This window comes from Microbacterium sp. LWH3-1.2 (genome assembly GCF_040675855.1).
Classification (GTDB): domain Bacteria; phylum Actinomycetota; class Actinomycetes; order Actinomycetales; family Microbacteriaceae; genus Microbacterium.
In genome coordinates this window covers 3,383,828-3,409,837 of the sequence record NZ_JBEGIK010000001.1, presented here as the reverse complement: position 1 = coordinate 3,409,837, position 26,010 = coordinate 3,383,828, and the positions used below count along the sequence as shown (strand labels likewise).

At 67.2% G+C, this 26,010-nt stretch carries 23 protein-coding genes; 14 read left to right on the top strand and 9 right to left on the bottom strand.

The window, feature by feature from the left end:
• Positions 1–340 precede the first annotated feature (340 nt).
• Positions 341–1,549 (bottom strand): MFS transporter, encoded by a 1,209-nt coding sequence (locus tag MRBLWH3_RS15890; protein ID WP_363433919.1) that lies wholly within the window; start codon positions 1,547–1,549, stop codon positions 341–343.
• 401 nt (positions 1,550–1,950) lie between these two features.
• Between MRBLWH3_RS15890 and nrdH the strand changes: the two genes are divergently transcribed.
• Genes nrdH through nrdF form a run of 4 tightly spaced genes read left to right on the top strand, consistent with a single transcriptional unit; the run spans position 1,951 to position 5,797 of the window.
• Positions 1,951–2,184, top strand: a complete 234-nt coding sequence (gene nrdH / locus MRBLWH3_RS15885; RefSeq protein WP_116196298.1) for a glutaredoxin-like protein NrdH — start codon at positions 1,951–1,953, stop codon at positions 2,182–2,184.
• A 2-nt stretch (positions 2,185–2,186) separates the two neighbouring features.
• Positions 2,187–2,633 (top strand): class Ib ribonucleoside-diphosphate reductase assembly flavoprotein NrdI, encoded by a 447-nt coding sequence (gene nrdI, locus MRBLWH3_RS15880; RefSeq protein WP_363433916.1) that lies wholly within the window; start codon positions 2,187–2,189, stop codon positions 2,631–2,633.
• On the top strand, positions 2,618–4,771 hold the full coding sequence (gene nrdE, locus MRBLWH3_RS15875) for a class 1b ribonucleoside-diphosphate reductase subunit alpha (protein ID WP_363433913.1): 2,154 nt from the start codon (positions 2,618–2,620) through the stop codon (positions 4,769–4,771). The genes nrdI and nrdE overlap by 16 nt, the downstream gene beginning before the upstream one ends.
• Positions 4,772–4,822: 51 nt before the next feature.
• On the top strand, positions 4,823–5,797 hold the full coding sequence (nrdF, locus tag MRBLWH3_RS15870; protein WP_363433910.1) for a class 1b ribonucleoside-diphosphate reductase subunit beta: 975 nt from the start codon (positions 4,823–4,825) through the stop codon (positions 5,795–5,797).
• A gap of 163 nt (positions 5,798–5,960) precedes the next feature.
• Here nrdF and MRBLWH3_RS15865 read toward each other — a convergent pair whose 3' ends face one another.
• Together MRBLWH3_RS15865 and MRBLWH3_RS15860 are read right to left on the bottom strand one after the other, a co-directional pair.
• Entirely contained in the window at positions 5,961–6,629 is a 669-nt protein-coding gene (locus MRBLWH3_RS15865; protein WP_363433908.1) for a hypothetical protein, read from the bottom strand.
• A 1-nt stretch (position 6,630) separates the two neighbouring features.
• On the bottom strand, positions 6,631–7,929 hold the full coding sequence (locus tag MRBLWH3_RS15860; RefSeq protein ID WP_363433905.1) for a glycosyltransferase: 1,299 nt from the start codon (positions 7,927–7,929) through the stop codon (positions 6,631–6,633).
• Between the two features lie 96 nt (positions 7,930–8,025).
• Between MRBLWH3_RS15860 and MRBLWH3_RS15855 the strand changes: the two genes are divergently transcribed.
• Positions 8,026–8,730, top strand: coding sequence for a TetR/AcrR family transcriptional regulator (locus MRBLWH3_RS15855; protein ID WP_363433903.1), 705 nt, complete (start codon positions 8,026–8,028; stop codon positions 8,728–8,730).
• Positions 8,731–8,768: 38 nt separating this feature from the next.
• Here MRBLWH3_RS15855 and MRBLWH3_RS15850 read toward each other — a convergent pair whose 3' ends face one another.
• The 4 genes from MRBLWH3_RS15850 to sfnG all read right to left on the bottom strand — a co-directional run bounded on the left by MRBLWH3_RS15850 (position 8,769) and on the right by sfnG (position 14,866).
• On the bottom strand, positions 8,769–11,282 hold the full coding sequence (locus MRBLWH3_RS15850; protein ID WP_363433900.1) for a signal peptidase I: 2,514 nt from the start codon (positions 11,280–11,282) through the stop codon (positions 8,769–8,771).
• A 38-nt stretch (positions 11,283–11,320) separates the two neighbouring features.
• The gene (locus MRBLWH3_RS15845) at positions 11,321–11,932 is read right to left on the bottom strand and encodes a hypothetical protein (protein ID WP_363433898.1); all 612 of its coding nucleotides are present in this window, start codon (positions 11,930–11,932) and stop codon (positions 11,321–11,323) included.
• A 525-nt stretch (positions 11,933–12,457) separates the two neighbouring features.
• Positions 12,458–13,702, bottom strand: coding sequence for an acyl-CoA dehydrogenase family protein (locus tag MRBLWH3_RS15840; RefSeq protein WP_363433895.1), 1,245 nt, complete (start codon positions 13,700–13,702; stop codon positions 12,458–12,460).
• A 33-nt stretch (positions 13,703–13,735) separates the two neighbouring features.
• Positions 13,736–14,866, bottom strand: coding sequence for a dimethylsulfone monooxygenase SfnG (gene sfnG / locus MRBLWH3_RS15835; RefSeq protein ID WP_363433893.1), 1,131 nt, complete (start codon positions 14,864–14,866; stop codon positions 13,736–13,738).
• 284 nt (positions 14,867–15,150) lie between these two features.
• Here sfnG and MRBLWH3_RS15830 point away from each other — a divergent pair, with 284 nt between their 5' ends.
• The 5 genes from MRBLWH3_RS15830 to MRBLWH3_RS15810 are packed head-to-tail and all read left to right on the top strand — an operon-like array spanning position 15,151 to position 20,041.
• Entirely contained in the window at positions 15,151–16,419 is a 1,269-nt protein-coding gene (locus tag MRBLWH3_RS15830; protein WP_363433890.1) for an acyl-CoA dehydrogenase family protein, read from the top strand.
• Positions 16,416–17,408, top strand: a complete 993-nt coding sequence (locus MRBLWH3_RS15825) for an ATP-grasp domain-containing protein (RefSeq protein ID WP_363433887.1) — start codon at positions 16,416–16,418, stop codon at positions 17,406–17,408. Before MRBLWH3_RS15830 ends, MRBLWH3_RS15825 begins: the two co-directional genes overlap by 4 nt.
• Positions 17,405–18,481 carry an LLM class flavin-dependent oxidoreductase gene (locus MRBLWH3_RS15820; protein WP_363433884.1) on the top strand — a complete coding sequence of 359 codons (1,077 nt, stop codon included), beginning with the start codon at positions 17,405–17,407 and terminating at the stop codon, positions 18,479–18,481. The genes MRBLWH3_RS15825 and MRBLWH3_RS15820 overlap by 4 nt, the downstream gene beginning before the upstream one ends.
• Positions 18,478–18,717 (top strand): hypothetical protein, encoded by a 240-nt coding sequence (locus tag MRBLWH3_RS15815; RefSeq protein WP_363433881.1) that lies wholly within the window; start codon positions 18,478–18,480, stop codon positions 18,715–18,717. The genes MRBLWH3_RS15820 and MRBLWH3_RS15815 overlap by 4 nt, the downstream gene beginning before the upstream one ends.
• Before the next feature lies 1 nt (position 18,718).
• Positions 18,719–20,041 (top strand): O-acetylhomoserine aminocarboxypropyltransferase/cysteine synthase family protein, encoded by a 1,323-nt coding sequence (locus MRBLWH3_RS15810; RefSeq protein WP_363433878.1) that lies wholly within the window; start codon positions 18,719–18,721, stop codon positions 20,039–20,041.
• A 67-nt stretch (positions 20,042–20,108) separates the two neighbouring features.
• Here the strand turns inward: MRBLWH3_RS15810 and MRBLWH3_RS15805 are convergent, their stop codons facing one another.
• Together MRBLWH3_RS15805 and MRBLWH3_RS15800 are read right to left on the bottom strand one after the other, a co-directional pair.
• Complete coding sequence (locus MRBLWH3_RS15805) at positions 20,109–20,525, bottom strand: GlcG/HbpS family heme-binding protein (protein WP_363433875.1); 417 nt, start codon at positions 20,523–20,525, stop codon at positions 20,109–20,111.
• A gap of 44 nt (positions 20,526–20,569) precedes the next feature.
• Positions 20,570–21,808, bottom strand: a complete 1,239-nt coding sequence (locus MRBLWH3_RS15800; RefSeq protein WP_363433872.1) for an MFS transporter — start codon at positions 21,806–21,808, stop codon at positions 20,570–20,572.
• Between the two features lie 114 nt (positions 21,809–21,922).
• Between MRBLWH3_RS15800 and MRBLWH3_RS15795 the strand changes: the two genes are divergently transcribed.
• The 4 genes from MRBLWH3_RS15795 (at position 21,923) to MRBLWH3_RS15780 (ending at position 25,998) form a co-directional block, all read left to right on the top strand.
• Entirely contained in the window at positions 21,923–22,387 is a 465-nt protein-coding gene (locus MRBLWH3_RS15795) for a MarR family winged helix-turn-helix transcriptional regulator (protein WP_363433870.1), read from the top strand.
• A 484-nt stretch (positions 22,388–22,871) separates the two neighbouring features.
• Positions 22,872–24,134, top strand: coding sequence for an extracellular solute-binding protein (locus MRBLWH3_RS15790; RefSeq protein ID WP_363433867.1), 1,263 nt, complete (start codon positions 22,872–22,874; stop codon positions 24,132–24,134).
• Between the two features lie 179 nt (positions 24,135–24,313).
• Complete coding sequence (locus MRBLWH3_RS15785) at positions 24,314–25,165, top strand: carbohydrate ABC transporter permease (RefSeq protein WP_363435569.1); 852 nt, start codon at positions 24,314–24,316, stop codon at positions 25,163–25,165.
• Positions 25,162–25,998 carry a carbohydrate ABC transporter permease gene (locus MRBLWH3_RS15780; RefSeq protein WP_116196459.1) on the top strand — a complete coding sequence of 279 codons (837 nt, stop codon included), beginning with the start codon at positions 25,162–25,164 and terminating at the stop codon, positions 25,996–25,998. The genes MRBLWH3_RS15785 and MRBLWH3_RS15780 overlap by 4 nt, the downstream gene beginning before the upstream one ends.
• The last annotated feature ends 12 nt before the right edge of the window (positions 25,999–26,010 follow it).

The window sequence follows — 26,010 nt, the reverse complement described above, 5'->3', positions numbered from 1 at the left end:
CGTGAGCGCGGTGGTGCAGCCCGCCGACGCCGCTCCCGAGATCGTGGCGCGCTGATGGACGCGCCGTCGTCGCAGAACTCGGTGTCGCTCTGCAGCGACACCTGCGACGCGTTGCGCACGCTCTGTTCGTAGCCGCTCGTCGCACACACGGCGTCGTTGGTCTCGGGCCGCAGGGCGATCTGGCTCGTCTTCACGATCGGGTCGCTCGCGACGGCCGTGACGATGTCGTCGCATACCTCGAAGCGGATGTGCGGCCAGCGCCCCGAGGAGCACGCGGGAGAGATCGCCGTGAAGGTGACTGTGCCGTTCGCATCGCTCTCCTGCACCCCGCGCAGGCTGCTCAGCCGATGGTCGTCACCGGCTCGGTGTCGGGAATCGGGCTCGCGCCGCGCACGCGCAGGTCGGGAAGGCCGCGCGCGAACACGATGGCGACGAGCAGGCCCAGCGCGCAGAACGCCGCGGCGGACGTGTACGCCGCTGTGACGCCGCCCGGGCCGTCGATGAGGATGCCGGCCACGGCCGAGCCGGCCGCCGCGCCGATGAGCTGGCCCGTGCCGACCCACCCGAACGCCTCTGCGGTGTCGCTGAACTTGACGCTCGCGGTCGTGACCGCTGAGAGCACAGCGAGGGCCGGCGCGATGCCGATGCCCGCGAGGAAGAGCGTGGCGCCGATCCACCACACGTTGACCCACAGCGCGGTGAGGGCGAGCCCGATGGCCACGACCGTCAGGCGCCGTGCCATGGCCCAGCGGCCCATCGGCAGGTGCCCGAAGGTGAGGCCGCCGGCGAGGCTGCCGATCGAGAACACCGCAAGGACGAGTCCCGCCTCGAGTCCGCCGTGGTCGAAGGTCGCCACCACGCTCGCCTCGACGGCCGCGAACGAGCCGATGAGCAGGAAGCCGATGACCGTCGCCAGCAGGATCGGCGGCCGTGTCAGCACCTTGCCGAATGAGCGCTTGCTGCGCGGGATGCGCACGCGCCCGACCTCGGGGGAGAGGATGAACCAGGCGCCGCCTGCCACCAGGACCACCACGACCAGCATGAGGCCGACGACCGTGCCGGCCTGCGTCGCGACGAAGGTGATGAGCACCGGGGCGAGGATCCAGATGAACTCCTGCAGCGAGGCGTCCAGAGAGTACAGCGCGGTCAGCTGCGTGGAGTTGACCATCTTGGCGTAGATGGTGCGCACCGCCGCGACGATCGGCGGCGTCGCGGCGCCCGCGATGAAGCCGAGGACGATGTAGACCGGGACGGGCGCGACGAGGAACGCGATCGCGGTCAGCGAGGCGGCGGCCACTGCGGTGGTGAGCGTGAGCACCCTGCGCATGCCCCAGCGGCCCATCCAGCGGCTCGTGACCGGGCCGGCGAGCGCCTGGCCGATCGACACCGCCGCGAGGACCACGCCTGCCGCGCCGTACGAGCCGGTGATCCCCTCGATATGCAGGAGGATGACGAGGCTGATCATCCCGTTGGGGAAGCGAGCAGTCAGCTGAGCCGCGATGATACGGGCCACCCCGGGGGTGCGGAGAACTTCCCTGTAGCCGGCCACCCGACAACGTTACGGTACGCCCGGCGACGTTCTGGTACGGCATCACGGGCACCGCGCCCCGACCATGCGCGACACGCCCGCGACACGCCGGATCGGTTATCCACAGCTGAATCCGGTGTCGGACGCGCTGGCTCGCTTCTCGCTTGTGGACGGATGTGACAGTGGCGTTCGAAAGCCCCGTGATCCTGGCCTTTTCCAGGCGCTTGCGGCTGTGGATGGATCCGTGGACAACCTGTGTTGTACATGGGGAGAACGGTGGAAAATCACACCGATGTAACTACTAGCCCTTGTGGTGGTATCCAATGTCGGTACCCATATGTAGTATTGGACTCCCGGTGGGGGGACTACCGGGGAAGAGCACCGGATGCCACCGGGGGAAGCACTGAGGAGACGGAATCGACATGGCGATCACGGTTTACACGAAGCCCGCGTGCGTGCAGTGCACGGCGACGTATCGAGCACTCGACTCCAAGGGGATCGAGTACGAAATCCACGACCTCTCGGAGGACCCCGCGGCCCTCGAGCAGGTCAAGGCGCTGGGCTACCTCCAGGCGCCGGTCGTCATCACCGATGAGGACCACTGGTCGGGCTTCCGCCCCGACAAGATCGACGAGCTCGCCTCACGTCTGGCCTGACCATGTCTGCTCTCGCGGCGCCAGGCGTCGCGACGAGCGCGCCACTGCTGGTCTACTTCTCGAGCGTGTCGGGCAACACGGCGCGTTTCATCGAGAAACTCGGCGCGCGAGCGGTCCGGATCCCGCTTCACTCGACGGATCCGGTGCTCGTGGTCGACGAGCCCTACGTCCTTGTGACACCCACCTATGGCGGAGGCCAGGGCAGGGGAGTCGAGAAGGGCGCCGTTCCGAAGCAGGTCATCCGGTTCCTCAACGACGAGCGCAACCGCAACCTCATCCGCGGGGTCATCTCCGCGGGGAACACCAACTTCGGCGACCACTTCTGCGTCGCCGGCGACATCATCAGCCGTAAGTGTCACGTGCCGCACTTGTACCGGCTAGAGGTATTCGGCACGCCCGAAGATGTGGAACGCGTGAACGCGGGATTGGAACGATGGTGGGAACTCTGACGCAGACCGACTGCAAGACACAGGCACGCTTCTCTGGGCTGGACTACCACGCCCTCAACGCGATGCTCAATCTGTACGACGCCGACGGCAAGATCCAGTTCGACGCCGACAAGCGCGCGGCGCGGGAGTACTTCCTGCAGCACGTGAACCAGAACACGGTGTTCTTCCACTCGCTCAAGGAGCGGCTCGACTACCTGGTCGAGAAGGAGTACTACGAGGGCGCCGTGCTCGAGAAGTACTCGTTCGAATACATCCAGAAGCTCAACGACCTCGCCTACTCGAAGAAGTTCCGCTTCGAGACGTTCCTCGGGGCGTTCAAGTACTACACGAGCTACACGCTCAAGACCTTCGACGGCAAGCGCTACCTCGAGCGCTTCGAGGACCGCGTCGTCATGACCGCGCTCGCGCTGGCCGATGGCGACGAGAAGCTGGCCACCGCGCTGGTGGAGGAGATCATCTCGGGTCGGTTCCAGCCCGCGACTCCCACGTTCCTCAACGCCGGCAAGGCGCAGCGCGGCGAGCTCGTCTCGTGCTTCCTGCTGCGGATCGAAGACAACATGGAGTCGATCGCCCGTGGCATCAACTCGGCCCTGCAGTTGTCCAAGCGCGGCGGCGGCGTGGCTCTGCTGCTGTCGAACATCCGCGAGTCGGGTGCGCCGATCAAGCAGATCGAGAACCAGTCCAGCGGCATCATCCCCGTGATGAAGCTCCTCGAGGACTCCTTCTCGTACGCCAATCAGCTCGGCGCGCGTCAGGGCGCGGGTGCGGTGTACCTCAATGCGCACCACCCCGACATCATGCGGTTCCTCGACACCAAACGCGAGAACGCCGACGAGAAGATCCGCATCAAGACGCTGTCGCTGGGCGTCGTCGTTCCCGACATCACGTTCGAGCTCGCCAAGAACGGCGAGGACATGTACCTCTTCTCCCCGTACGACGTCGAGCGCGTCTACGGCGTGCCGTTCGGCGACGTCTCCGTCACCGAGAAGTACCGCGAGATGGTCGACGACCCGCGCATCAAGAAGACGAAGATCAACGCCCGCGAGTTCTTCCAGACCCTCGCCGAGATCCAGTTCGAGTCGGGCTACCCGTACATCATGTTCGAGGACACGGTGAACAAGGCCAACCCGATCAAGGGCCGGATCAACATGTCCAACCTGTGCTCCGAGATCCTGCAGGTCAACACGCCCACCACGTTCAACGAGGACCTGTCGTACGACCAGATCGGCAAGGACATCTCGTGCAACCTGGGCTCGCTCAACATCGCCCTGGCGATGGATGGCGGCGACCTCGCGAAGACGGTGGACACCAGCATCCGTGCCCTCACCGCGGTGAGCGACCAGAGCCACATCCGCTCGGTCCGCTCCATCGAGGACGGCAACGACCGCTCGCACGCGATCGGCCTGGGCCAGATGAACCTGCACGGCTACCTCGCCCGTGAGCACGTCTACTACGGGTCGGAAGAGGGCGTCGACTTCACGAACATCTACTTCTATTCGGTGCTGTTCCACGCGCTGACGGCCTCGAACAAGATCGCCATCGAGCGCGGCGAGACCTTCGACGGGTTCGCCGACTCGACGTACGCGTCGGGCGAGTTCTTCGACAAGTACATCGACCAGGAGTGGGCGCCTGCGACGGCCAAGGTCGCCGAGATGTTCGACGGCCACCACATCCCCACGCAGGATGACTGGCGTGCGTTGAAGGCCTCGATCCAGCAGCACGGCATCTACAACCAGAACCTGCAGGCGGTGCCGCCGACCGGCTCGATCTCGTACATCAACAACTCGACGTCGTCGATCCACCCGATCGCGGCGAAGATCGAGATCCGCAAGGAAGGCAAGCTCGGCCGCGTCTACTACCCGGCCGCGTTCATGACGAACGACAACCTGGAGTACTACCAGGACGCGTACGAGATCGGCTACGAGAAGGTCATCGACACCTACGCCGCCGCCACCCAGCATGTCGACCAGGGTCTGTCGCTCACGCTGTTCTTCAAGGACACCGCGACCACGCGCGACATCAACAAGGCCCAGATCTACGCCTGGCGCAAGGGCATCAAGACGATCTACTACATCCGCCTCCGCCAGATGGCGCTCGAGGGCACGGACATGAGCGAGTGCGTCTCGTGCACGCTCTGAAGACCGGCCGTTGAGCCAGCCCAGCGAGACGAAACGCGAAGAGAGAGAAAGATGAGCGAGAAGCTCCAGCTCCTGGACCACGTCCAGGCGATCAACTGGAACCGTATCCAGGACGACAAGGACCTCGAGGTGTGGAACCGCCTCGTGAACAACTTCTGGCTGCCCGAGAAGGTGCCGCTGTCGAACGACATACAGTCGTGGAATACGCTCACCCCTGAGGAGCAGGCCCTCACGATGCGCGTGTTCACGGGGCTCACGCTCCTCGACACGATCCAGGGCACGGTGGGCGCGGTGTCGCTCATCCCCGACGCGATCACCCCGCACGAAGAGGCCGTCTACACGAACATCGCGTTCATGGAGTCGGTGCACGCGAAGTCGTACTCGTCGATCTTCTCGACGCTGTGCTCGACGAAGGAGATCGACGAGGCGTTCCGCTGGTCGGTCGAGAACGAGAACCTTCAGAAGAAGGCTCAGATCGTCATGGAGTACTACCGCGGCGACGAGCCCCTCAAGCGCAAGGTCGCCTCGACCCTGCTCGAGTCGTTCCTCTTCTACTCGGGCTTCTACCTGCCGATGCACTGGTCGAGCCGGGCGAAGCTGACCAACACGGCCGACCTCATCCGCCTCATCATCCGCGACGAGGCCGTGCACGGCTATTACATCGGCTACAAGTTCCAGCGGGGGCTCGAGACGGTCGACCAGGCCAAGCGCGACGAGATCAAGGACTACACGTTCTCGCTGCTCTACGAGCTCTACGACAACGAGGTGCAGTACACGCAGGACCTCTACGACGGCGTCGGCCTCACCGAGGACGTCAAGAAGTTCCTGCACTACAACGCCAACAAAGCCCTTATGAACCTGGGCTACGAGGCGATGTTCCCCTCGACCGTCACGAACGTGAACCCTGCGATCTTGTCGGCCCTGTCACCGAACGCAGATGAGAACCACGACTTCTTCAGCGGTTCGGGCTCGTCGTACGTCATCGGCAAGGCGGAGGCCACCGAGGACGAGGACTGGGATTTCTAAGAGGAATCCCTGATCGAGCGTAAAATCAGCAGGTCGGATCTGGGCGGGGGTCTACGTGACCTCATCGCCGTGCGCGACTCAGGTCCGTTCAATGAACACCGGAACGCCTGGGCTGATCAGCACCGCCACCCACCCGAGGTCCCTCATAGCAGGAACGAGAGGATCACGGTGGGTTCGGCGTCCGGTCCGCCGCCAGGATGGGCGTCGTATCGGCAATTCGGCTCTGCGGAAGCACCTGTCTGAAGGGGATCGACGTCGCGAGGCCGAGCACGATGATGGAGCCCAGTGCGAGCGTTCCCGCCCACGCGCCGCGGGGGTCGGCGAACGAGATGCGCCCCTCGCTGATGATCGGAGTGAATGCTACGAGGGCGATGGCCGCCGCAGCCGAGACGACGCCGACGATGACGCGCATCCAGGCGCGGCCCCGACCGCCGAAGGCGTAGCCGAGCCCGATGGCGATGAGAGCGACGGCCATTCCGGCCGTGCCGATGCCCTGCGCGAGTGCCGCGAGCGTTCCCGGCACGGTGAGGGGCAGGAAAGCCAGGATGAGCGGCGACAATGCGAGCCACCGCCAGTGCAGCCGACCGCCCGTGCGGCGGATGTGGTCCGCCCAGCCCAGCAGTCCGCCGACGATTCCTGCGCCGCCGAGCACCACTCCGAAGGTCGCGTACCAGCTGAACGTGGACTCGGGGCCGGCGATCTCCGCCATGAATGCCCGGAATCCGGCGGCCCAGGTGACCCCGAGGAGTGCGCCAGCGAGGATGCTGAGCGTTGCGGGCCGCACTCGCGCCCGGCCGGTGCGGTCGCTGGCGTCCGTCTGCGTGGTGTCCATGTCACTCGCTCCCCTTCGCGGTCAGGCTGTCGAGTAGTCCGCGCTCGATGATGCCGACGGAGTCGTACTCCGCCAGGGTTGCGCGCACAGCGGCGATCCGCGCTTTCATTTCGCTGTCCTTGAGCACACGTTCCGCGCCGTGTGCGACGGCCCGGGCGGAGGGTGTTTCAGAGCGGAGGTCCACCGCGAGGCCGCGGTAGGCGAGTCTGACGTTGATGTCGCCCTTGCCCTCGCGGGTGCCGGCGACCAGCAGCGGGACGCCGTGGCTGAGCGCGAGGAGTACGCCACCGAGTCCGCCGTTGGTGACATACAGCTCCGTGTGCGGGAAGAGCAGGTCGAAGTCGACGAAGTCCTCGATCAGCACGTTGTCGTGCGGGTAGCGGGCGCGCAGATCGTCTGTTCCGACGCCGCCGGTCACGACGACGAGCAGCCGGTCGCCGCCCGCGAACGCGTCGATCGCCGGGATCATGAGTTTGCGCGGGTCGTGGTTGTCGACGGTTCCCTGCGAGACGACCACGACGTGACCCGACCGCTCCACGATGCGCGGGCCCAGGGATGCCGTCGCTCTCGGACGGTGCGGCAGCAACGCGCCGACCCACGCGGTGTGGGGCGGAACGTATGCGTCGGGAAAGTCGAGTTCGGGAAGCCCCACGTTGAAGACGCGACGTGCGACGTCCGGCTGCTGGGTGCAGTCGAAGTAGTTCTCGACGGTCACCGGCGGCAGCCCTTCCTCCGCGAGGAAGCCGTTGAAGGTCTCGACAGCCTTCCGGCTGGCGGAAAGGAGCATGGCGCGAGCGATGCGGTTGACGACCTTGCCGACGAATGTCCGCGCCGGACGCAGGCCGAAGAACGGCGTGATCGGATTGCTTCCCCGCAGCGTCGGCGCGGCGATCGAGCCCATCGTGAAGACGGGCACGTCCAGGAGTTTCGCGGCGAGGTAGCCGGCATAGAACGCACCGTCGATAAGTAGAGCGTCGAACGGGAATCGCTCACGTGCGTCACGGATGTCGTGGAACTGGGCACCGACCGGACGGGAGAAGAAGACGTCCGCATCGAACTCGATGGCCCTCGGGCCTTTGAGCTTCTGGCGCTCCGGGAAGAGGGCGTTCACGTTGTCGGCCGTGATCTCGGTCGCTGCCGCGTAGGGGATGACCTCGAGCCCGAGACGCTCCACCCGGGTCGCGTACTCGGGGCCGGCATACCACCTGACATCGTGGCCGCGTTCCGCCAGGCGAACGGCCGGCCCGGTGAGCGGGTTGAAGTGCCCCGCTGCCGGGACTGTCGCGACGAGAATCCGCATGTCGACCCCCTTACGGATGACGATGTCCGGGAGGATTTCGCTTTAGCAAGTCACTATAGTGCACCACTAGTGAACGTATCTAGTATCATTCTCGATGTGACCAACGCCCCTGCCGAGCCTGATCGGCGGAACACTCGGACCCCGGGCGCGTCCGCCGCCCACCGCGGCGTGCGCCGACAGAAAGCCCTCGAAACACGGTGGCGGATCATGGATGCCGCGCTGGCCGAGTTCACAGAGCACGGCTATCACGACACCACCATGACGGCCATCGCCGATCGAGCCGGGGTCTCCGTCCAAACGGTGTACCTCGGATTCCGCACGAAGGGCGGCTTGCTGGAAGAACTCGTCGGCAACGCCGTCCTGGGTCGCACGCGCGACGGCGAGATCGGGCGACCGGACGAGACAGAGGCATTCAGCCGCGCGCTGGAAGAGCCTGACGGAGTCCAGGCGCTCGAACTCTGGGTGGACGCAGCGCTGCCGGTGTATGCACGCACGTCCGCGATCAGCGACGTCGGCCGAGCCGCCTATATGTCCGACTCCTACATCGCCGAGTGGTGGGTGCGGAGCGAAGCACTGCGGCTCGACGGATGCGTACGCGTGGTCCGATCGCTCGCCGAGCACGGCCAGCTACGAGCCGGGCTTAGTGTCGAGGAAGGGGCCGACATCCTTGCCACGACGCTGTCACCTCAGTCCTTCCTCGCCTTCACTATCGATCGGGGCTGGACCGTGGATCACCTCGGGGAATGGCTCAAGCACGCACTCCCGCGACTGCTCCTCGAAACCGGGCACTGGAGCGAGTAGGTCTTCAGATATCCGGCTGTCAGAGCCGGCTGGGGGATCTAGAACTCCCGGTCCACCGCCCCTGGCTCGTTGACCGGGGCCCGCGAGGACGGTGTCCCGGTGAGGTTTGTGACAGTTGCGGTCGGGGTCCACACCATGGTGGATGGCGCGGTCACCGTGCGCAGGCCGTTCGCGCCGGTGGCGACGCTGCCGAGCGTGACGGTGATGACGGTCCGCGGCACTCCGTTGATGGCGGTGGTGGTCGCCACCATGGTGGCGTTGTAGACGACCGTCTTGCGCGGCTTGGCGTAGTTCTGGCTGAGGTTGACGGTGCCGAGGTTCACTGTGCTGCTCTGCCGCTGGATGTCGATCGTGTCGCCGTTGTTTCCCAGCGCCACGAGGTTTCCGTCGCGCAGGCGGACGGTGACCGCCAGAGCGCTGCCGCTCCAGCCGGGGGAAACGGTCGCGGGGTTGACCTGCTGGCTGTAAGTGAAGGTCATCGCGTCGCCGGTGCCGAGCCGTCCCGCGATCGCGGAGCCGTTGGCCGTCTGAATATCCGTGCCGCGCAGCGGGCTGTTGTCGACCCGGCGGGCGGCCACGGTGGCGGAGATCGTCTCCCGCGCCGCGGTATCGGTGAGGACGGCGCGGAAGTCGTACAGGCCGTCCGCGAGCGTTCGGGTGTCCCAGGTGCAGGTGTAGGGAGTGGTCGTGACGGTGCAGGCTGTCGTCCAGGTCGTCGTTCCCGCGGGGGCGTACTGGATGCCCACGGACGCCACCCCCGCGGTCGAGTTCGCCGCGGCGGCCAGCGCCACCATCCCGGTGAGATACTCCCCGGGGTCCTGCAGGGAGACGGAGGAGATCGTGTTGTTGACGGTGCGGTTGGCGACGGTCGCGGATGTGGTGCTGAGCCCGCCCGCGTCGGTTGCGATGGCGCGGAAGCTGTAGCTGCCATCGGGCAACGTCGTGGTGTCGAAGCGGCAGGAGTACGGTACCGCGGTGACAGTGCACAGGTTAGTCCACGGGCCGGTGCCGGCTTGGGAGTATTGCAGTGCGACCTGGGCGATGCCGGAATGAGCGTCAGCGGCGGTGGCAGCAAAGGGCACCGTTCCGCTCAAAGGCGTGCCAGGGTCGGTCATGGTGACTGTGGGCGCCTGGTTGTCCACGAGGACATCGGTCACCGGCGCGGAGAACGTGCTGGTCGTGCCGGCGACGGCGACCGCGCGCAGGTCGTAGTAGTCGTTGGCGAAGGCCGTGGTGACCCACGAGCAGTTGTACGGCGCGAGGACGGCCGCGCACAGCGTCTTCCAGTTGTTCGCCCCGGCCACGGAGTACTCCACCCGCACCGAGTAGAGGCTGGTACCCGGGCTGTAGAGCGTGGTCTGGAGGTTCACCGTGCCGCGCTGGATCTCACCGGGATTCGTCAGAACCACCACCAGGCTGTTCGCAACCACCGTCTCCACGGTGGCGGAGGTTGCGGCGTGGGCGGCGTTGTCCGTGGCGGTCGCTCGGAGGGTGTAGGAGCCGTCCGTGACGGTCTTGGTGTTCCATGAGCACGAGTACGGCGGTGTGCTCCTGGTGCACACTGTGGTCCAGGAGGAGCCGTCGGACCGGAGGTACTGGATCGCGACATCGCGGATCCCGGATTCCGCGTCGCTGGCGGTCGCGGTGAGGGTGATGGCATCTTTCACCGGAGTTCCGGGGTCGGTCATGCTGACCTTGGGCGGCGCCCAGTCGGCGGCTGCCCGGAAGCTGTTCCCCGCATTGGCGGTCGTCGACGTGAACGCCGCGGACGTGAACCCGGATGCGCCGAGCACCACCAGGACGCACAGCGCAAGGACAAGAACGACGGTGACCACCGTTCGAAGCCGCCGCATCGAGACCCTGCGGTTCGCGGGGGGCAGAGCGGTCGCGGTGGGCGAGTCGGCCGCGGCAGGACTGCTGACAGCAGCAGGTCCGCCCCCGCGACCGCCCGCAGAGTCGACGGGTATCGGGGGGCTGGCATTCCTGCCCAGGGCGATGGCCGTGGGGCGGCTGGCGTAGACCGTGGCGGCGACGGCGAGCACCGTCACGACGGACCACAGCGCCAGGGCGGTCAGGTTTCCGTTGCTCAGCCAGAGGCCGGGCAACCCGATATACGGAACCAGCAGGCGGGCCTGGCCGGTGATCTGCTTCCGTTCCAGCGGTGTGCTGTCGACATCAGCGTTCGCATCGCCGGCCGTGGTGAACGTCCCGTCGTCGTTGACGCCGACGATCCGGTGCAGCCGAGCCTTCGCCCGCCCGTCCGGTTCCGCCTCGGCCGGGCTCGTGAACCGGACAACACCGCCCACCGGCACAGGGTCACTGCGATCGAATCCGGCCGCAACGACGACATCACCGATGCTGATGTGCGGCTCCATGGAGCCGCTGCGCACCACACTTGCCTGCCAGCCCAAGAGCGCGGGCAGCACGGCGATGACGGCAAGGCTGAGCAGCACCCCCAGATACAGCCGCGACACGGTGGCCGCGATGAACGCCGCCCAGCCGTCCGCGGAGAACAGGCCGCCCTCGAGTCGTCCCGGTGGCTCGGGAGTCACAGGGCTGTCATCGCCACGCCGTCAGGCCAACGCGTCGACTATTCGTCCGATTGCAGCTCCCACACCAGGTCGATGCCGACACTCGCACCCTGAAGCGCATCGATCTGCGCCTGCGTCATGCCCGTGGTGTCGAAACGCCAGCTTGCCCGGTAGCTGCGGGTCTCCCCGTCCGTTCCGGCGGTCTGCCACGCCGCGCCGCCGGTCGCGTAATCTGCGTGGGTCGTTGCGAGGGTGGACAGTGGCTGATCAGCGATGGCGGCGCCTGCCGCGCTGAACCCGGTGCAGTCGTTGAAGGACCCGCCCGTGCCCTGTTCGACCTGGAGGAAGATCCGGTCCTCCAGCCCGTTCGCGGACAGGAGGTTGTCGGAGTAGAGCCGCACCTCGCCGGGGACGGTGGCATTCGAGGTGACCACGATGCACTTCTGGCCCGTCTGGCCAGGAACGAGGTTCTCGACGTTGAACGCGGCCGCGCCGAGGTCATCGTCCGTGAGGAACACGCTCCCTGTGGTCCAGGAGTTTCCCGCGTTGCGGGTGGTGGCCGTGAACGCGGCCTGCGAGCCCTGCCAGACCATTCCGCCGGCAATCAGTACGGCGACCGGTCCGGCAGCGAGGGCGGCAATGGTGCGAATTCGCGTAGAAGGCGTCTTCATGACGAGAACCTTTCAGTTGTGACAGCTGAAACAGGAGATCGTGCACCGGCCAGCGTCCGCTTGCGCCCTGAGCCACAGCGAGGAAGAGAAGCACCAGTACCACCTCCTAGCGTTCTGCAATGCCCGCTGACGCCACAAGTCGGCCGTTCGGGGGACAGACACCACCGCCTCTGCATTATCAGATCCCGACAGCCACCTCAGACGTGACCTTGCCGGAACTTGACGAACGACCGAAGAGACTCCCGCGGGACGGCTCCTCGCGATCGTCCGGCTGGGCGACCGACGGGCGCTCGTCGCGCCGTCGACCCCTTGCTGTCAACGCGTCGAACTGCCAGGCGTGCCGACGCGCTGGACCCACAGGCGGTGCCTGCGTCGCCGGTGGTCGCCGATGCGAATGGATGACGGGGTTCGCGCCGCATGACGGGCAGAGAGCGGTGCGTTCGACCAGGAGATGCCCTGGATGTCCGCCGGCTGAGCCGAAGACCCCCGGGTCGTCCCGGGGGTCTTCGCCGACGGAGAGGTGCGTCAGCTGTACCAGGTCGGCTGCGGGATCTCGTTGCGCAGCACGAACGTGCCCACCTCCCGCTTCTTATACGGCACCGGGTCGTGGAGGCTGTGCGTGCGGAGGTTGCGCCAGTAGATGTCGAGGCCGACCTTGTTTGCGGTGGCGCGCGCGCCCGTCAGCTCGAAGATCTTCGTGGCGACCGCCAATCCGTCGTCGATGATCCGCAGCTTCGCTGCGGCGATGCGCACCGCCACCTCCCCGCGACGGCGCTCGGTGAGCTCCTCGCGCGGGGCGTGCAGGACATCGCTGATCTCCTGGTCGATCCGGTCGATGAGGGCGGCATCTGCCCAGACCTTGGATGCCAACTCGCCGTACCCCTCGAGGATGTAGAACTCCTCGATGCCGCGCTCCTTGTTCTCGCCCCCGTACGGCCACGCTCGCGTGTGCTCGCGGGTGTAGGCCACGGCGGTGTCGAGGGCGCCCTCGGCGATACCGAGGTAGAAGTTGTTGAACACGGCTTGCAGCGCCGGCACATTGAGGGTGTTGTAGACGAGGGGCTGATACACCTTGTCGACGAAGCCGGCGGCACCTGCCCAGTCGACACGCACGTCGGTGATCTCGACAGCTCCCGACTCGGTCAGCCGCTGGCCGAGGTTGTCCCAGTCGCCGGCGAAGACGATGCCCTCCTGCGCCGTCGGAACTATCGCGAAGATGTGCGTCTCGCGGAGGACGCCCTCGAGCACGGTGAGGTCTGCGACCCGGCCGCCCGTTGAGAACGACTTGCGTCCGTTGAAGACGAGCTGGTCGCCGTCCTCCACGATCTCGAGGTCGCCGTCGCGCGGGTTGACCGCGCCGCCGAAGAACAGGTTGTTCGCTGTGTAGAGCTCTTCGACGGCGGCGATCTGCGGCTCGGTGCCGACCAGGCGCACGGCCCACGCCCACAGGTAGTGGTATCCGAGCAGCTGGCCGATCGAGCCGTCGGCGCGCGCGATGATGCGCACGATCTTCAGCACGACGTCCCACCGCAGGCCCGCCCCGCCGTGGGCGGTGGGGCCGAGTGCCGTGACGAGGCCGGCGTTCTTCAGCAGCTGGACTTCATGGAACGGCGCCGCGTTGGCGCGGTCGCGCTCGACGGCGTCGGCAGCGAGGATGTCGGCGACCTCCTGCGCACGGGCGAGCCACTGCTCAGCGGTGGTCGGCCGAGGCGTCTCCTCCCAGCGGTCAAGCAGCCGGTCGGGCGCGGTGGTCAAGGTCGTGTCGGTCATGGGGTCCTCTCGATGGGTCGGGGTGAATCGGGGTCAGCGGGCGACGCCGACGGGGTCGCCGGTGCGCTCAAGTTCGGCCTCGAGCTCGCGCACGAGCGGGATCACGGTCTGCCCGAATGCTTCGAGCTCCTCCTGGAAGTGCAGGAACCCGAGCAGGAGGAGATCGACGCCGCGCTTCTTGTACTCGACGACGCGCTCGGCGACCTGCTCGGGGGTTCCGATGAGCTGCGTGCGGAACCCGTCGTTGTACTGCACGAGGTCCTCGAACGTCGAGTCGGCCCACATCCCCTTCTTGTCGGCCGTCGACGGCCCGGCTTGCTGGACCGATCTGCGGAAGCCTTCGACCGACCCGGCGTCGGCTTTCGCGATGATCTCGCGCAGCTGCTCGCGCGCCTCCGCCTCGGTGTCGCGGACGATCGCGAAGCCATTCAGGCCGAATCGGACCGTTCGTCCGTGCTCGGCGGCCACGCGCGTGACGTCGTCGTACTGCTCCGTGAAGCCGTCGAAGTCCTTGCCGTTGGAGAAGTACCAGTCGGAGTGCGCTCCGCCGTTGAAACGTGCGGCGGTCGAGTTTCCGCCCTGGAAGATCTCGGGGTGGGGCCGACCTGCAACGGGGTAGGGGCCGGGGCGGAGCGTGAAGTCGTCGACGCGGTAGAAGTCGCCGCGGAATTGGACGTTCTCCTCAGTCCAGAGCTTGCGCAGCACCTCGATGAACTCTCCCGAGCGGCGGTAGCGCTCGTCGTGCTCGAGCCACGGCAGTCCGAGCTTGGTGTACTCGTCCTTGAACCAGCCGGAGACCACGTTCACCGCCGCGCGGCCCTTCGAGAACTGGTCGGCGGTCAGAATGAACTTCGCCAGGACAGCCGGCTCCCATAGCCCGGGGTGCACTGCGGCGATGACTTTGAGCTTCTCGGTCGCCAGCAGGAGCGCGAGGCTCGTGGACGTGGACTCGTGTTGCTGCGCGGCTCCGTAGCTCGAGAGGTAGCGCACCTGAGAGAGGGCGTATTCGAAGCCGACCCGCTCGGCGGTCCGTGCGAGCTCGACGTTGTAGTCGTAGTCCCACGACGTGCGCTGCTCGATCGTGGAGACCACGAGGCCCCCGGACACATTCGGCACCCAGTAGGCGAACTTCAGCGGCTGGTGGACCGCGGCTGAATCGGTCATGACACTCCTTCTTGCTCCGGCGGCGGAGCACTGCGCGAGGCGAATCGCATAAACGGCTGACGACGAACCTGGCCGCGAAGGAGCGGCGAATCAATTCGGACCCCGAAAAGATGCGCTTCTTGACGCTGGATGACTGCGGATGACGAAATCCGCGTCGCAACTCCTCATCTGTTGGAGCGATGACGCCCGGGGCGCATATCGTGCTTCGGATCGCCCTCGCAGTCGTGGCCTCGACGAGGCCCGAGCTGTCGCGGAGGGCGTCCCGATACGAGAGGACCTCCGACATGACCCACGTGCCCGGCTCTGTGCGCGGCGAGATTTCGCTCGGCGCAGACTACGAGCAGCTGGCCGAGCGATTCCGCCCGATCTTCGCTCGGATCGCGGCCAGCGCGGTGGCGCGCGAACAGGAGCGCCGCCTCCCGCGTGAGGAGATCGCGCTCCTCAAGCAGGCTGGCTTCGGCGCCGTACGGGTGCCGCAGCGGTATGGCGGCGGCGGGGCTTCGGTTCCCCAGTTGATCGAGCTGCTGACCGAGCTGGCGGCGGCCGACGCGAACATCCCACAGGCCCTGCGCGGTCACTTCGCGTACGTCGAGGACCGCCTCAACCAGCATGCGGTGAGCGACCAGTCCGGGTGGTTCGCCCGCTTCGTTGCGGGGGAGATCGCCGGGAACGCCTGGACCGAGGTGGGCGATGTGAAGGTCGGCGACGTCAAGACCCGCGTCAGTCGCGTCGGTGACGACCTCGTCGTCAACGGTTCGAAGTATTACAGCACGGGAAGCATCTACGCCGACTGGCTCGATGTCTACGCCGGCCGCGACGAGGACGACGTCGCGGTCGTCGCGGTCGTCAGCGCGCACCAGGACGGCGTGCGCATCAGCGATGACTGGGACGGGTTCGGTCAGCGCACGACCGGGAGCGGCACGACGGTGCTCGAGAACGCCCGCGTGGACGAGGCGAACATCACTGTGTTCACCGACCGCTTCCGGTATCAGACCGCCTTCTATCAGCTCGTCCACCTGGCCACTCTCGCCGGGATCGTCCAGGCGGCCGCCTCCGAGGTCGCCGGCCAGGCGCGCAGCCGCACGCGCGTGTTCAGCCACGGCTCCAGTCCGCAGTGGAGCCAGGACCCTCTCGTGCAGCAGGTCGTAGGCGTCGCGACGGCGCAGGGCTTCGCCGCGCGCGCCATCGCGGTGCGATCGGCGAAGGCCGCACAGGACGCATATCTCGCACACTTCTCGCACGACCTGGCCGCCGAGGAGGCCGCGAACCAGCGCGCCGAGCTGGACTCGGCCCAGGGGCAGATCGTGCTCGTCGACCTGGCGCTGGAGGCGACCAGCAAGGTCCTCAACGCGCTGAGCGCCTCGGCGACCTCCGAGTCGAAGAAGCTCGATCGGTTCTGGCGGAACGCCCGCACCGTCTCGTCGCACAATCCCGTCATCTTCAAGCAGCGCATCGTCGGCGACTGGGCAATCAACTCGACGCCGGTGCCGTACGTGTGGGCGATCGGCGCGCAACGAACGGCCTCGGAGGCAGGGACGCCGGTAGCGTCATGACGTCTCCGCGTGTCTATGTCATCCACGAGAACCCCGAGTGGTTCTCCCCGCTCCAGGCCGCGTTCGAGGCGGAGCACGTGCCCGTTGAGGAGATCCTGCTCACCGGCGGCACCCTCGACCTCGGCTCGGTGCCGGCCGAGGGTGTCTACTGGTCGCGGATCAGCGCCTCGGCGCACACGCGCGGCCACGCGGCCACGAAGGAGTACGCGCGGGCGCTGCTGCGCTGGCTCGAATCACATGGCCGGGTCGTGGTGAACGGAAGCGGCGTGCTCGAACTCGAAGTCAGCAAGGTCGCGCAGCACGCATTGCTTCGCAGCCACCAGTTCGACGTCCCCCGGACGACGGCCGTGTTCGGTCGCCAAGGTCTCGTCGAGGAATCCCGCACGTTGCCGGTGCCGTTCATCACCAAGCACAATCAGGGGGGCAAGGGCCTCGGCGTCCGCCGTTTCGACTCGTACGCCGAGTTCGACGCGTACATCGCGGGGCCTGACTTCGAAGAGCCGGTCGACGGCATCACTCTGCTGCAGGAGTACCTGCCGGCGCGTGAGCCGTTCGTGACCCGCGCGGAGTTCGCGGGCGGGCGGTTCATCTATGCGGTGCGGGTCGACACCTCGGCGGGGAGCTTCGAGCTCTGCCCCGCGGATGCCTGCGCCCTCCCCGCATCCGCTTCCGCGGGAGGCTCCGGGCAGATCGGCGAGGTATGCCTCATCGACGGGCCCGCCGACCTGTTCTCGCTTCGTCGCGACATCACAGCAGCGCATCCGCTCATCCGTCGCTACGAGGAGCTGCTCTCGGGGGCGGGCATCGCGGTGGCGGGGATCGAGTTCATCGAGACGCAGGACGGCCGTACCGTGACCTACGACATCAATACGAACACGAACTACAACCCGGCTGTCGAGTCCTCCTCCGCCGTTTCCGGCGCGCGGGAGGTGGCCCGTTATCTGGGCGCGCTTCTCGAGCAGCACGCACCGCGGGTGGTCACGGCATGAGGTTCGGGTACTGGACCCCCATTTTCGGAGGGTGGCTGCGCAACGTCGAAGACGAGGGGATGCCGGTCGACTTCGGCTATGCGGCGGACCTCGCCAGGTTCGCCGAGCGCAACGGGTTCGATGTAACGCTCGTCCCCGAGCTCAATCTCAACGACATCAAGGGAATCTCGGCGCCGAGCCTCGAGGCGTGGACAGTCGCCACGGCACTGGCGGCCGTGACGGAGCGGATCGAGGTGATGGCGGCCATCCGCCCGGGGTTCCACCTGCCGGCCGTGACCGCCAAGCAGGTGGCGACGCTGCAGCAGCTGTCCGGCGGGCGGTTCAGCCTCAACGTCGTGTCTGCGTGGTGGGAGCAGGAGGCCCGACAGTACGGCGGCATCTTCTCCGCTCACGACGACCGTTATGCGCGCACGGAGGAGTTCGCAACGATTCTCCGCGGCCTGTGGACTCAGGACGGGTTCGACCATGCGGGCGACTATTACCACGTCGAGGATGCCCACCTTCAGCCCAAGCCCGCGGCCCCTCCGATCCTCTATGCGGGTGGCGAGTCGCCGGCCGGTAAGGCGTCGATCACCCGGTTCGCCGACGCGTACCTGACGCACGGCGGCACGGTCGACGAACTGCACGCCAAGATCGCCGAGATGCGCGATCGCCGCGCAGACGCCGGGCTCGCCCCGTTCGCCCACTTCGGGATGGCGGCGTACATCATCGTGCGCGACACCGAGGCGGAGGCGCAGGCCGAGCTCGCACGGATAACGGACGTCACCGAGGGGCCGGCGTACGAGTCGTATCGCGACTTCATCTCGAAGTCGCAGCTCGAGCACGTTCTCGACCTGCGCGACTACTCCGTCTCGAACCGTGGCCTGCGGCCGAACTTCGTAGGCACTCCCGAGCAGGTCGCCGAGCGCATCCTCGCCTTCCAGGAGGTCGGCGTGGACACCCTCCTGCTTCAGGCCTCCCCTCAGCGAGAGGAGCTCGAGCGGGTCGCCCGCGATGTCATCCCCCTCGTGCGGGCGTGGGCTCCGACCGCGGAGCATCAGCTCGCCCCGGTCGTTTCCGGAGGGGCACCGTGAGGACCGCTCCCGTCCACGTCATCCCTGAGAACCCGGACTGGTTCGCGCCTTTGGCGCAGGCCTTCCCGTACGCCGGCATCCCCGTGCGAGAGTGGCTTGCGGCGGACGACACCGCCCTTGAGCTCTCCTTCGCCGTCAACTCCCGGGCCGGCAGCCGGCGGTGGTTCATGAGCTGCGGAGCCGCCGCCTCGGCCCGCTACCCGCGCCGACTCACTCATGACGAGAGCACAGCCTGATATGACCGATTCACACGTTCGCCCTCCCCGCACCGACTGGAGCGGCGCGGGGTTCGAGACCCGCCAGGTGCACGCCGGCGAGCTCAACGAGGGCGAGTACGGCGCCCGTATCGCGCCGATCTATCTCACCGGCGCGTACCGGTTCGACTCCTTCGAGCAGACCCACGCCCGCTTCGTCGGCACGGAGGAGGGTGAGTTCTACTCTCGGCACAGCAATCCCACCAACGCGGTCGCCGAGCGCCGCATCGCCGATCTCGAGGGCGGCACGGGCGCCGTCGCGGTCGCCTCGGGGTCCGCGGCGATCGCTGCCACCCTGCTGGCGCTGGCCCAGGCGGGCGACCACTTCGTCTCGCAGGCGAGCATCTACAGCGGCACGAGGGTCATCTTCGCGCGAGCGCTCGAGCGCACGGGCATCACTGTCGACTGGGTGTGGAATCACCGCGACGAAGCCGAGTGGGAAGCGGCGATCGGTCCCGACACGAAGGCGATCTTCGTCGAGACGATCCCGAATCCCAAAGGCGACCTCGCCGACATCGCCCTCGTGGCGAGAGTGGCCTCGCGCCACGGCCTGCCGATCGTGGCGGACAACACCGTCGCGACGCCGTACCTCCTGCGCCCGCTGGGGCAGGGCGCGCACGTGGTCGTCCACTCCGCCACGAAGTACCTCACGGGACACGGCGCGGCGCTTTCCGGCGTGATCGTCGACGGCGGCACGTTCGACTGGGCGGCGTACGCCGACCGGTATCCGCTGCTGGCCACACGGCAGAGTCCGCTCGTGCCGTCGTTCCTGGAACGTTTCGGGCCCGCGCGCGCGTTCGAGGGCTACGTGCGGAACACGTCGGTCAACGACTTCGGCGCTGCGCTCTCGCCGTTGCACGGCTTCCTCCTCCAGCAGGGCCTGGAGACCCTGTCGCTGCGACTCGAGCGGCATCTCGCGAACGCCCAGCAGGTCGCCGAATGGCTCGCCGCCGATCCGCGGGTCGAATCCGTCGACTACGCGGGGCTCCCGAGTCACGCGCATCACGACCTCGCGCAACGGGACTTCCGGGGCTATGGAGGGGCCGTGTTCTCGTTCACGGTGCCGGGAGGACAGGATGCTGCGGCCCGGGTCATCGACGCGCTCACCGTGTTCTCGCGGATGACCAACATCGGCGACACGCGCTCGATGGTCCTGCATCCCGCCACGACGACGCACGTGCGCTTCGGCGACGAAATACGCGCGCGCTTGGGGATCCATCCGGGTCTCATCCGGCTGTCGATCGGGCTCGAGACGGCGGACGATCTCATCGCCGATCTGGACTCGGCGCTGGCCGCCGACAGCTGATAGGTCGTGGACAGGGCGTCCGCTCGCCAGCGCTCCCCGGGGGCCCGGGCGGGGGATCGCTCCCGGTTCAGGCCCCGATCGTCGTCGCGGCGGCGGTGGCGAACAGGTGGTCGTCGGCGGGTGCACCGCCTCCGACGCCGATCGCGCCGATGAGGTGGCCGTCGCGATGGAGCGGCACACCTCCCGCGATGAACAGCAGCGGTCGGTCGAGCGCGGTCTGCAGGGAGTGGAATGGTCCGTCGGGCTTCACGGCGTCGACGACGTCCGCGGTGGCGGCGTTGAGCTGAAGGGCGGTGTAGGCCTTGCGGGTGCTGGTCTCCCCGGAGATCAGCACCGCGTTGTCGTCGCGACGGAAGGCGAGGAGGTGGCCTCCGGCGTCGAGAACGGTGACGCTGACGGTTGCGCCGGCCCGTTCGGCGGCGTCTCGGGCGACGTCGATGAGTCGGTCGGCGTCGGCGGTCGTGAGCTTGCTGATGGTGGGCATGGGATTCTCCTTCTCGGCGAGTGGGGATGGGGATGCTGGTCGGCTCAGCGGGTGGGGGAGTCCGCGGTCGCGTTCTCCGACGTTTTCGCGGCGGTCGGCGAGCCCGCCGTGACCCCGGCGGCTGCGGCATCCGTCTGCGTACGACGTCCGGCTGCGGCCGTGATGATCATGACGGCGAGGGCTGCGAGGGTGATGATCGCGCCGATCCAGATCGGGGAGGTGTAGCCGAGGCCTGCGGCGATGCCGACGCCGCCTGCCCAGGCGCCGATCGCGTTTCCGACGTTGAATGCGCCGATGTTCGCGCCCGAGGCGAGGGTGGGCGCCTGGCCGGCGTAGTTCATGATGCGGCTCTGCAGTCCGGGCACGGTGCCGAATCCGAACCCGCCCATCAGGAACAGGGCGATGATGGTGGCGATCTGGGATCCCGCGAACAGCGCGAACAGGGCGAGGATCACCACGAGTGCGGCGATGAAGCCGATCAGGGTGGCGTCGATGGAGCGGTCGGCGAGTTTGCCGCCGAGCCAGTTGCCGACGACGAGGCCGGCGCCGAACAGGACGAGCAGCCAGGGGACCGCGGTGGTGGGGAACCCGGTGACTTCCGTCAGGGTGTACGCGATGTAGGTGAACGCGCCGAACATGCCGCCGTAGGCGAGCACGGTGACGAGGAGCGAAAGCCACACCTGGCTGGAGCGGAACGCGCGCAGTTCGCCGCGGATGCTGATCCGCTCTTCCGGGCTGTGGAGGGTCGGCACGAGCGCGGCGATGCCGATGAACGCCAGGACGCCGATGGCGGCGATCGCCCAGAACGTCGACCGCCACCCCAGCTGCTGACCGAGGAACGTTCCGAACGGGACGCCGAGGACGTTGGCGGCGGTGAGGCCGGTGAACATGATCGCGATCGCGCCGGCCTTCTTGTCCGGGGCCACGAGACTTGCGGCGACGACGGAGCCGATCCCGAAGAACGCGCCGTGGCACAGAGCGGCGAGGATGCGGCCGATCATCGCGAGGCTGTAGTCCTCGGCGATCGCGGTGAGCACGTTTCCCACGATGAACAGCACGATCAGTCCCAACAGCACGGGCTTGCGGGGCAGTCGGGTGGTTGCCGCCGTGAGCACCAGGGCCCCGACGACCACCGCGAGGGCGTAGCCGGAGATCAGCCATCCGGCGGCGGCTTCCGAGACGCCGAAATCGGCGGCGACTTCGGGCAGCAGGCCCATGATGACGAACTCGGTCAACCCGATGCCGAAAGCGCCGATAGCCAGCGCCACGAGACCCAAAGGCATGACAATCTCCTCGTGAGACGGTAGAGTAGTTGCAAGCGCGGTATAATGCACAAGCAAGAAGATCATTGCACACGCAAATAATCCGCGCAAGCAACTATTGTTCAGGAGTGTCACATGGGCATCGGCGACGACGCTGTTGAGGTGCGAGCGCAGGGGTGGCGCACGCTCGCGGCGCTGCACGGACTGATCGAGTCGGAACTGGAGCGCGGCCTCGACGCGGTCGACCTGTCCGTGGTTGAGTTCACGGTCCTCGATGCGCTCAGCCGGCAGGACGGCTGGCACATGCGGATGCAGCAGCTCGCACGTGCTGCAGCGCTCAGCCCCAGCGCCACCACGCGCCTGGTCACCCGCCTCGAAGACAGGGGGCTGCTCACACGCATCCTGTGCGCCGACGACCGCCGCGGCATCTACACCGAGCTCACCCCCAGTGGGCGCGCGCTCTACGACCGGGCGCTGCCTGTGCACGACGAGGCCCTCGAACGTGCGCTCGCCGACGCCGCCGACCGGCCCGAGCTCGCCCCGGTGGTGGACGCACTCCATGGCGTCGCGCTACCGTCGCCGTCACCGGCGGGTGCGTGAGGCGAGACACAGCTTTCGCACTGCGCCGGCACATCGCTCGCGCGACTCCTGCCGCGTTCCGCCGAGAACGCTCACCGCGGGATCTGACAGGACACGCGGTCCCCGCGACTCCCGTCGACGCCACCTCATCTCTTCGGTGTCGAAGACTCGCGATGCCCATAGGGCCACATCCCGCACGGCTTGGGCGGCATCGCCCACGCTCGTCCGGGACACGCGACTGAAGTCGCCCAACCCGTCCTGTCAGCCGGATTCTCGGGCGGGTCGTCGGAGCGGCTCATTCCGTGTGGATCGAAGACGAGCTGATTCTTGACTCCCTCCGTCGCGGCCGCTATCGTCGTGCCAAGACGTTTTGGCAAATCGTATTGGCACGACGTCCGACCGGAGTCTGCACCCTTCCTGTACACCAATGAATGGAGTCGAAGTGATGAAGCTTCGCATGCCCGCGGACGCACGTTTGCGCCGGGGAGTCGTTGCGGCGGCAGCCGTGACCACCGCAGCCATCGCACTGAGCGGTTGCGGTGCCGGAGGCGGTGGTGGTGAACCCGCCGCTGACGCCGGTGCGCTGACCGTCGTGGTCGAGGGCGGCGGGAAGGCTGAACTGCAGCCGATCGCCGACCTGTACAAGGATGAGACCGGGACGGAGGTCACCCTCGTCGAGCTTCCGTACGCGGGGCTCTACGACCGCATCTCGTCCGAACTGCAGGCGGGAAACCCCTCTTTCGACATCGCCGCGCTCGACGCGATCTGGCTCCCGGCCTTTGCGCCGGGGCTGGCTCCGCTGGACGATCTGTTCACCGACGACGTCGAGTCCGACCTGTTCGGCGGTCTGGTGAGCGAGTCGCAGGTGGATGACACGTTCGTCGGCATGCCGGTCTGGACGAACTCCGAGATCCTCTTCTACCGCACCGATCTCTTCGAGGACCCGAAGAACACGGCCGACTTCGAGGCGAAGTACGGCTATCCCTTGACCGCGCCGACCACGTGGGAGCAATACCGCGATATCGCGGAGTTCTTCACCCGTGACACGGACGGCGACGGCGCGATCGATCTGTACGGCACCGACGTGAAGGGCGCCGTCGAGACGGAGTGGCTGGCCACGGTGTCGCAGGCCGGTGAAGAGAGCATGGTGCTCGACACCGACAGCGGCGAGGTGACGATCGACGACGCCGCGCACCAGGAAGCGCTCGACTACTACGTCAGCCTGCTCCCCTACGCTCCGTCGGGCGCCGCACAGCTGGACTGGGCGGGAGCGCAGAACCTCTTCTACCAGGGCAAGCTCGCGATGATGCGATTCTGGGGCCATGCCTACCGGCAGACACCGGAGGATTCCGCCGTGAAGGACGCCATCGGCGTCGCCCCGATGATCGGCGGCCCCGGTGGCGTGGCGGGAGTGCCCGGCGCGTGGTACCTGTCCGTCCCCGCGTCGGGGGCCAAGCAGGACGACGCGAAGGACTTCATCGCGTTCGCGTACGAGCACAACGACCTCGCCGCCGACACCTCGTTGGGCCTGGTCGCCCGCAAGAGCGCGTTCGAGAGCAAACAAGGCGAAGCCGGATTCGAGAACTATCCCGCTTTGGTGACGACGCTGGAGGCGCCGCAGTCGCTGCCTCGGCCGGCGACCCCGCAGTGGCAGGAGATCGTCGACTCCGTGCTCGTGCCGATGATCCAGAAGGCCGTCGAGCCGGGAGCTGACACCGCGCAGCTCCTGTCGGACGCCAAGTCCCAGATCGAGTCGATCGTCCAGTAGACGATCCATTCAGAAGGTATTCCGTGGAGATTCTCGCTCCTGCGACCCGCGGTGGGGTGGCCCCGGCCGTCCCGCCGCGGGCCCCGCACCCGGGCTCACGCCCGCGCCCCGGCTCACGCCCGCACGCGCGCAAGCACCGCAGCAAGGACAGCGGCGACCGCCGATTCGCGCTCCTGCTCATGGCGCCGGCGGCCCTGTTCCTCGCCGGTTTCGTGCTGTGGCCCCTCGTCCGGTTCATCTACGACAGCTTCTTCGAGATCTCACCGTTCGCCGGTGCGCCGCGCACGTTCGTCGGCTTCGCGAACTACGCGACCGCGTTCGCCTCGGACGCCTTCCAGTCGGCATCCGTCCGCACGATCGTGTACACCGTCTTCGTCGTGACGGCCGAATTCGTGCTCGGCCTCGCGGTGGCACTGCTGTTCACCGCGCTCGGCCGGCGCTCGGCTGTGTTCCGCACCGTGTTCATGTACCCGCTGATGATCGCTCCGGTGGTCGCCGGCCTGCTGTGGCGGTTCCTCCTCATCGACAACTTCGGCATCGTCAACCAGATGCTCTACGAGGCGCACATCCTGTCCAGCCCCGACCAGATCCAGTGGCTGAGCGATCCGAACATCGCGCTGTTCTCGGTTGCGCTGCCCGACATCTGGCTGACCACTTCGTTCATCACGCTGGTGCTCTTCGCAGGTCTGCAGAACATCCCCGGGGACGTGATCGAGGCCGCCCGTATCGACGGCGCGAAGTACCCACGGATCTTGTTCAGCATCATCATCCCGCTGCTGCGACCCGTGATCGCCGTCGCACTCATCGTCCGCGGCATCGACGCGGCCCGAGCATTCGACATCATCCTCATCCAGACGGATGGCGGCCCTCAGGGCAGCACCACGACGCTGAGCCTTCTCATCTACCGCACCATGACCCGGTTCGGGGATCCGGGATTGGCCAGCGCCATGGGAACGGTCTATCTCATCGTCATGCTGGCCGTGGCCATCGCCGCGATCCTGCTGATCTGGCGTCCAGGGAGCACGCGATGAATCCGCTCGAGACCCGGGGCAAGAGCCGCATCCTCCTGTGGGTCCTGCTCGCCGCCGCCATCATCATGTACGGGTTCCCGTTCCTCTACCTGCTGCTGACGTCGTTCAAGCCCCCGCTGGACGCGATCGCCGTGCCGCCATCGGTGTGGCCAGAGACGTGGACCCTCGACAACTACGTATCCGCGCTCACCCGCGAGGGAGTGCCGGCCGCGCTCATCAACAGCGTGGTCACCGCGGTCATCTCGACCGTGCTGTCGCTGGTGCTCGCCGTGCCCGCCGCATACGCGATCACTCGGTTTCGCACCCCCAGCGGACGCGTCTTCATCGTTGCGGCGCTCGTCACCCGAATGGTGCCGACCATCGCCGTGGGGGCGCCCCTCATCGAGGTGATGCGCAACCTCGGATTGACCGACACCTCTTTCGGGCTCGCTCTCGCGCACACCACGATCTCGCTTCCCCTCTCCATCTGGCTGATGGCGAGCTTCTTCGAGGCCGTCCCGGACGAATTGAGCGAAGCGGCCGAGGTCGACGGCTGCAATCGGCTCCAGGCGATGTGGCGGGTCGTCCTGCCCGTGGTGTCGGGCGGCCTCGCCGTGACTGCGATCTTCGCGTTCCTCGCCTCCTGGAACGAGTTCCTCTTCGCCCTCTTGCTCACCTCGGTCAGGGCGCAGACCACCCCGGTCGTGATCGCCAACTTCCAGAGCCAGTTCGGCCTGGACTGGGGAGGGATGACGGCGCTCGCCGCCGTCTACTCGATCCCCGTCATCCTGCTCACGCTCTTCCTCCAGCGGCAGATCGTCGCCGGCCTCACCCTCGGCGCGGTCAAGGGCTGAGAAGCCGGGACA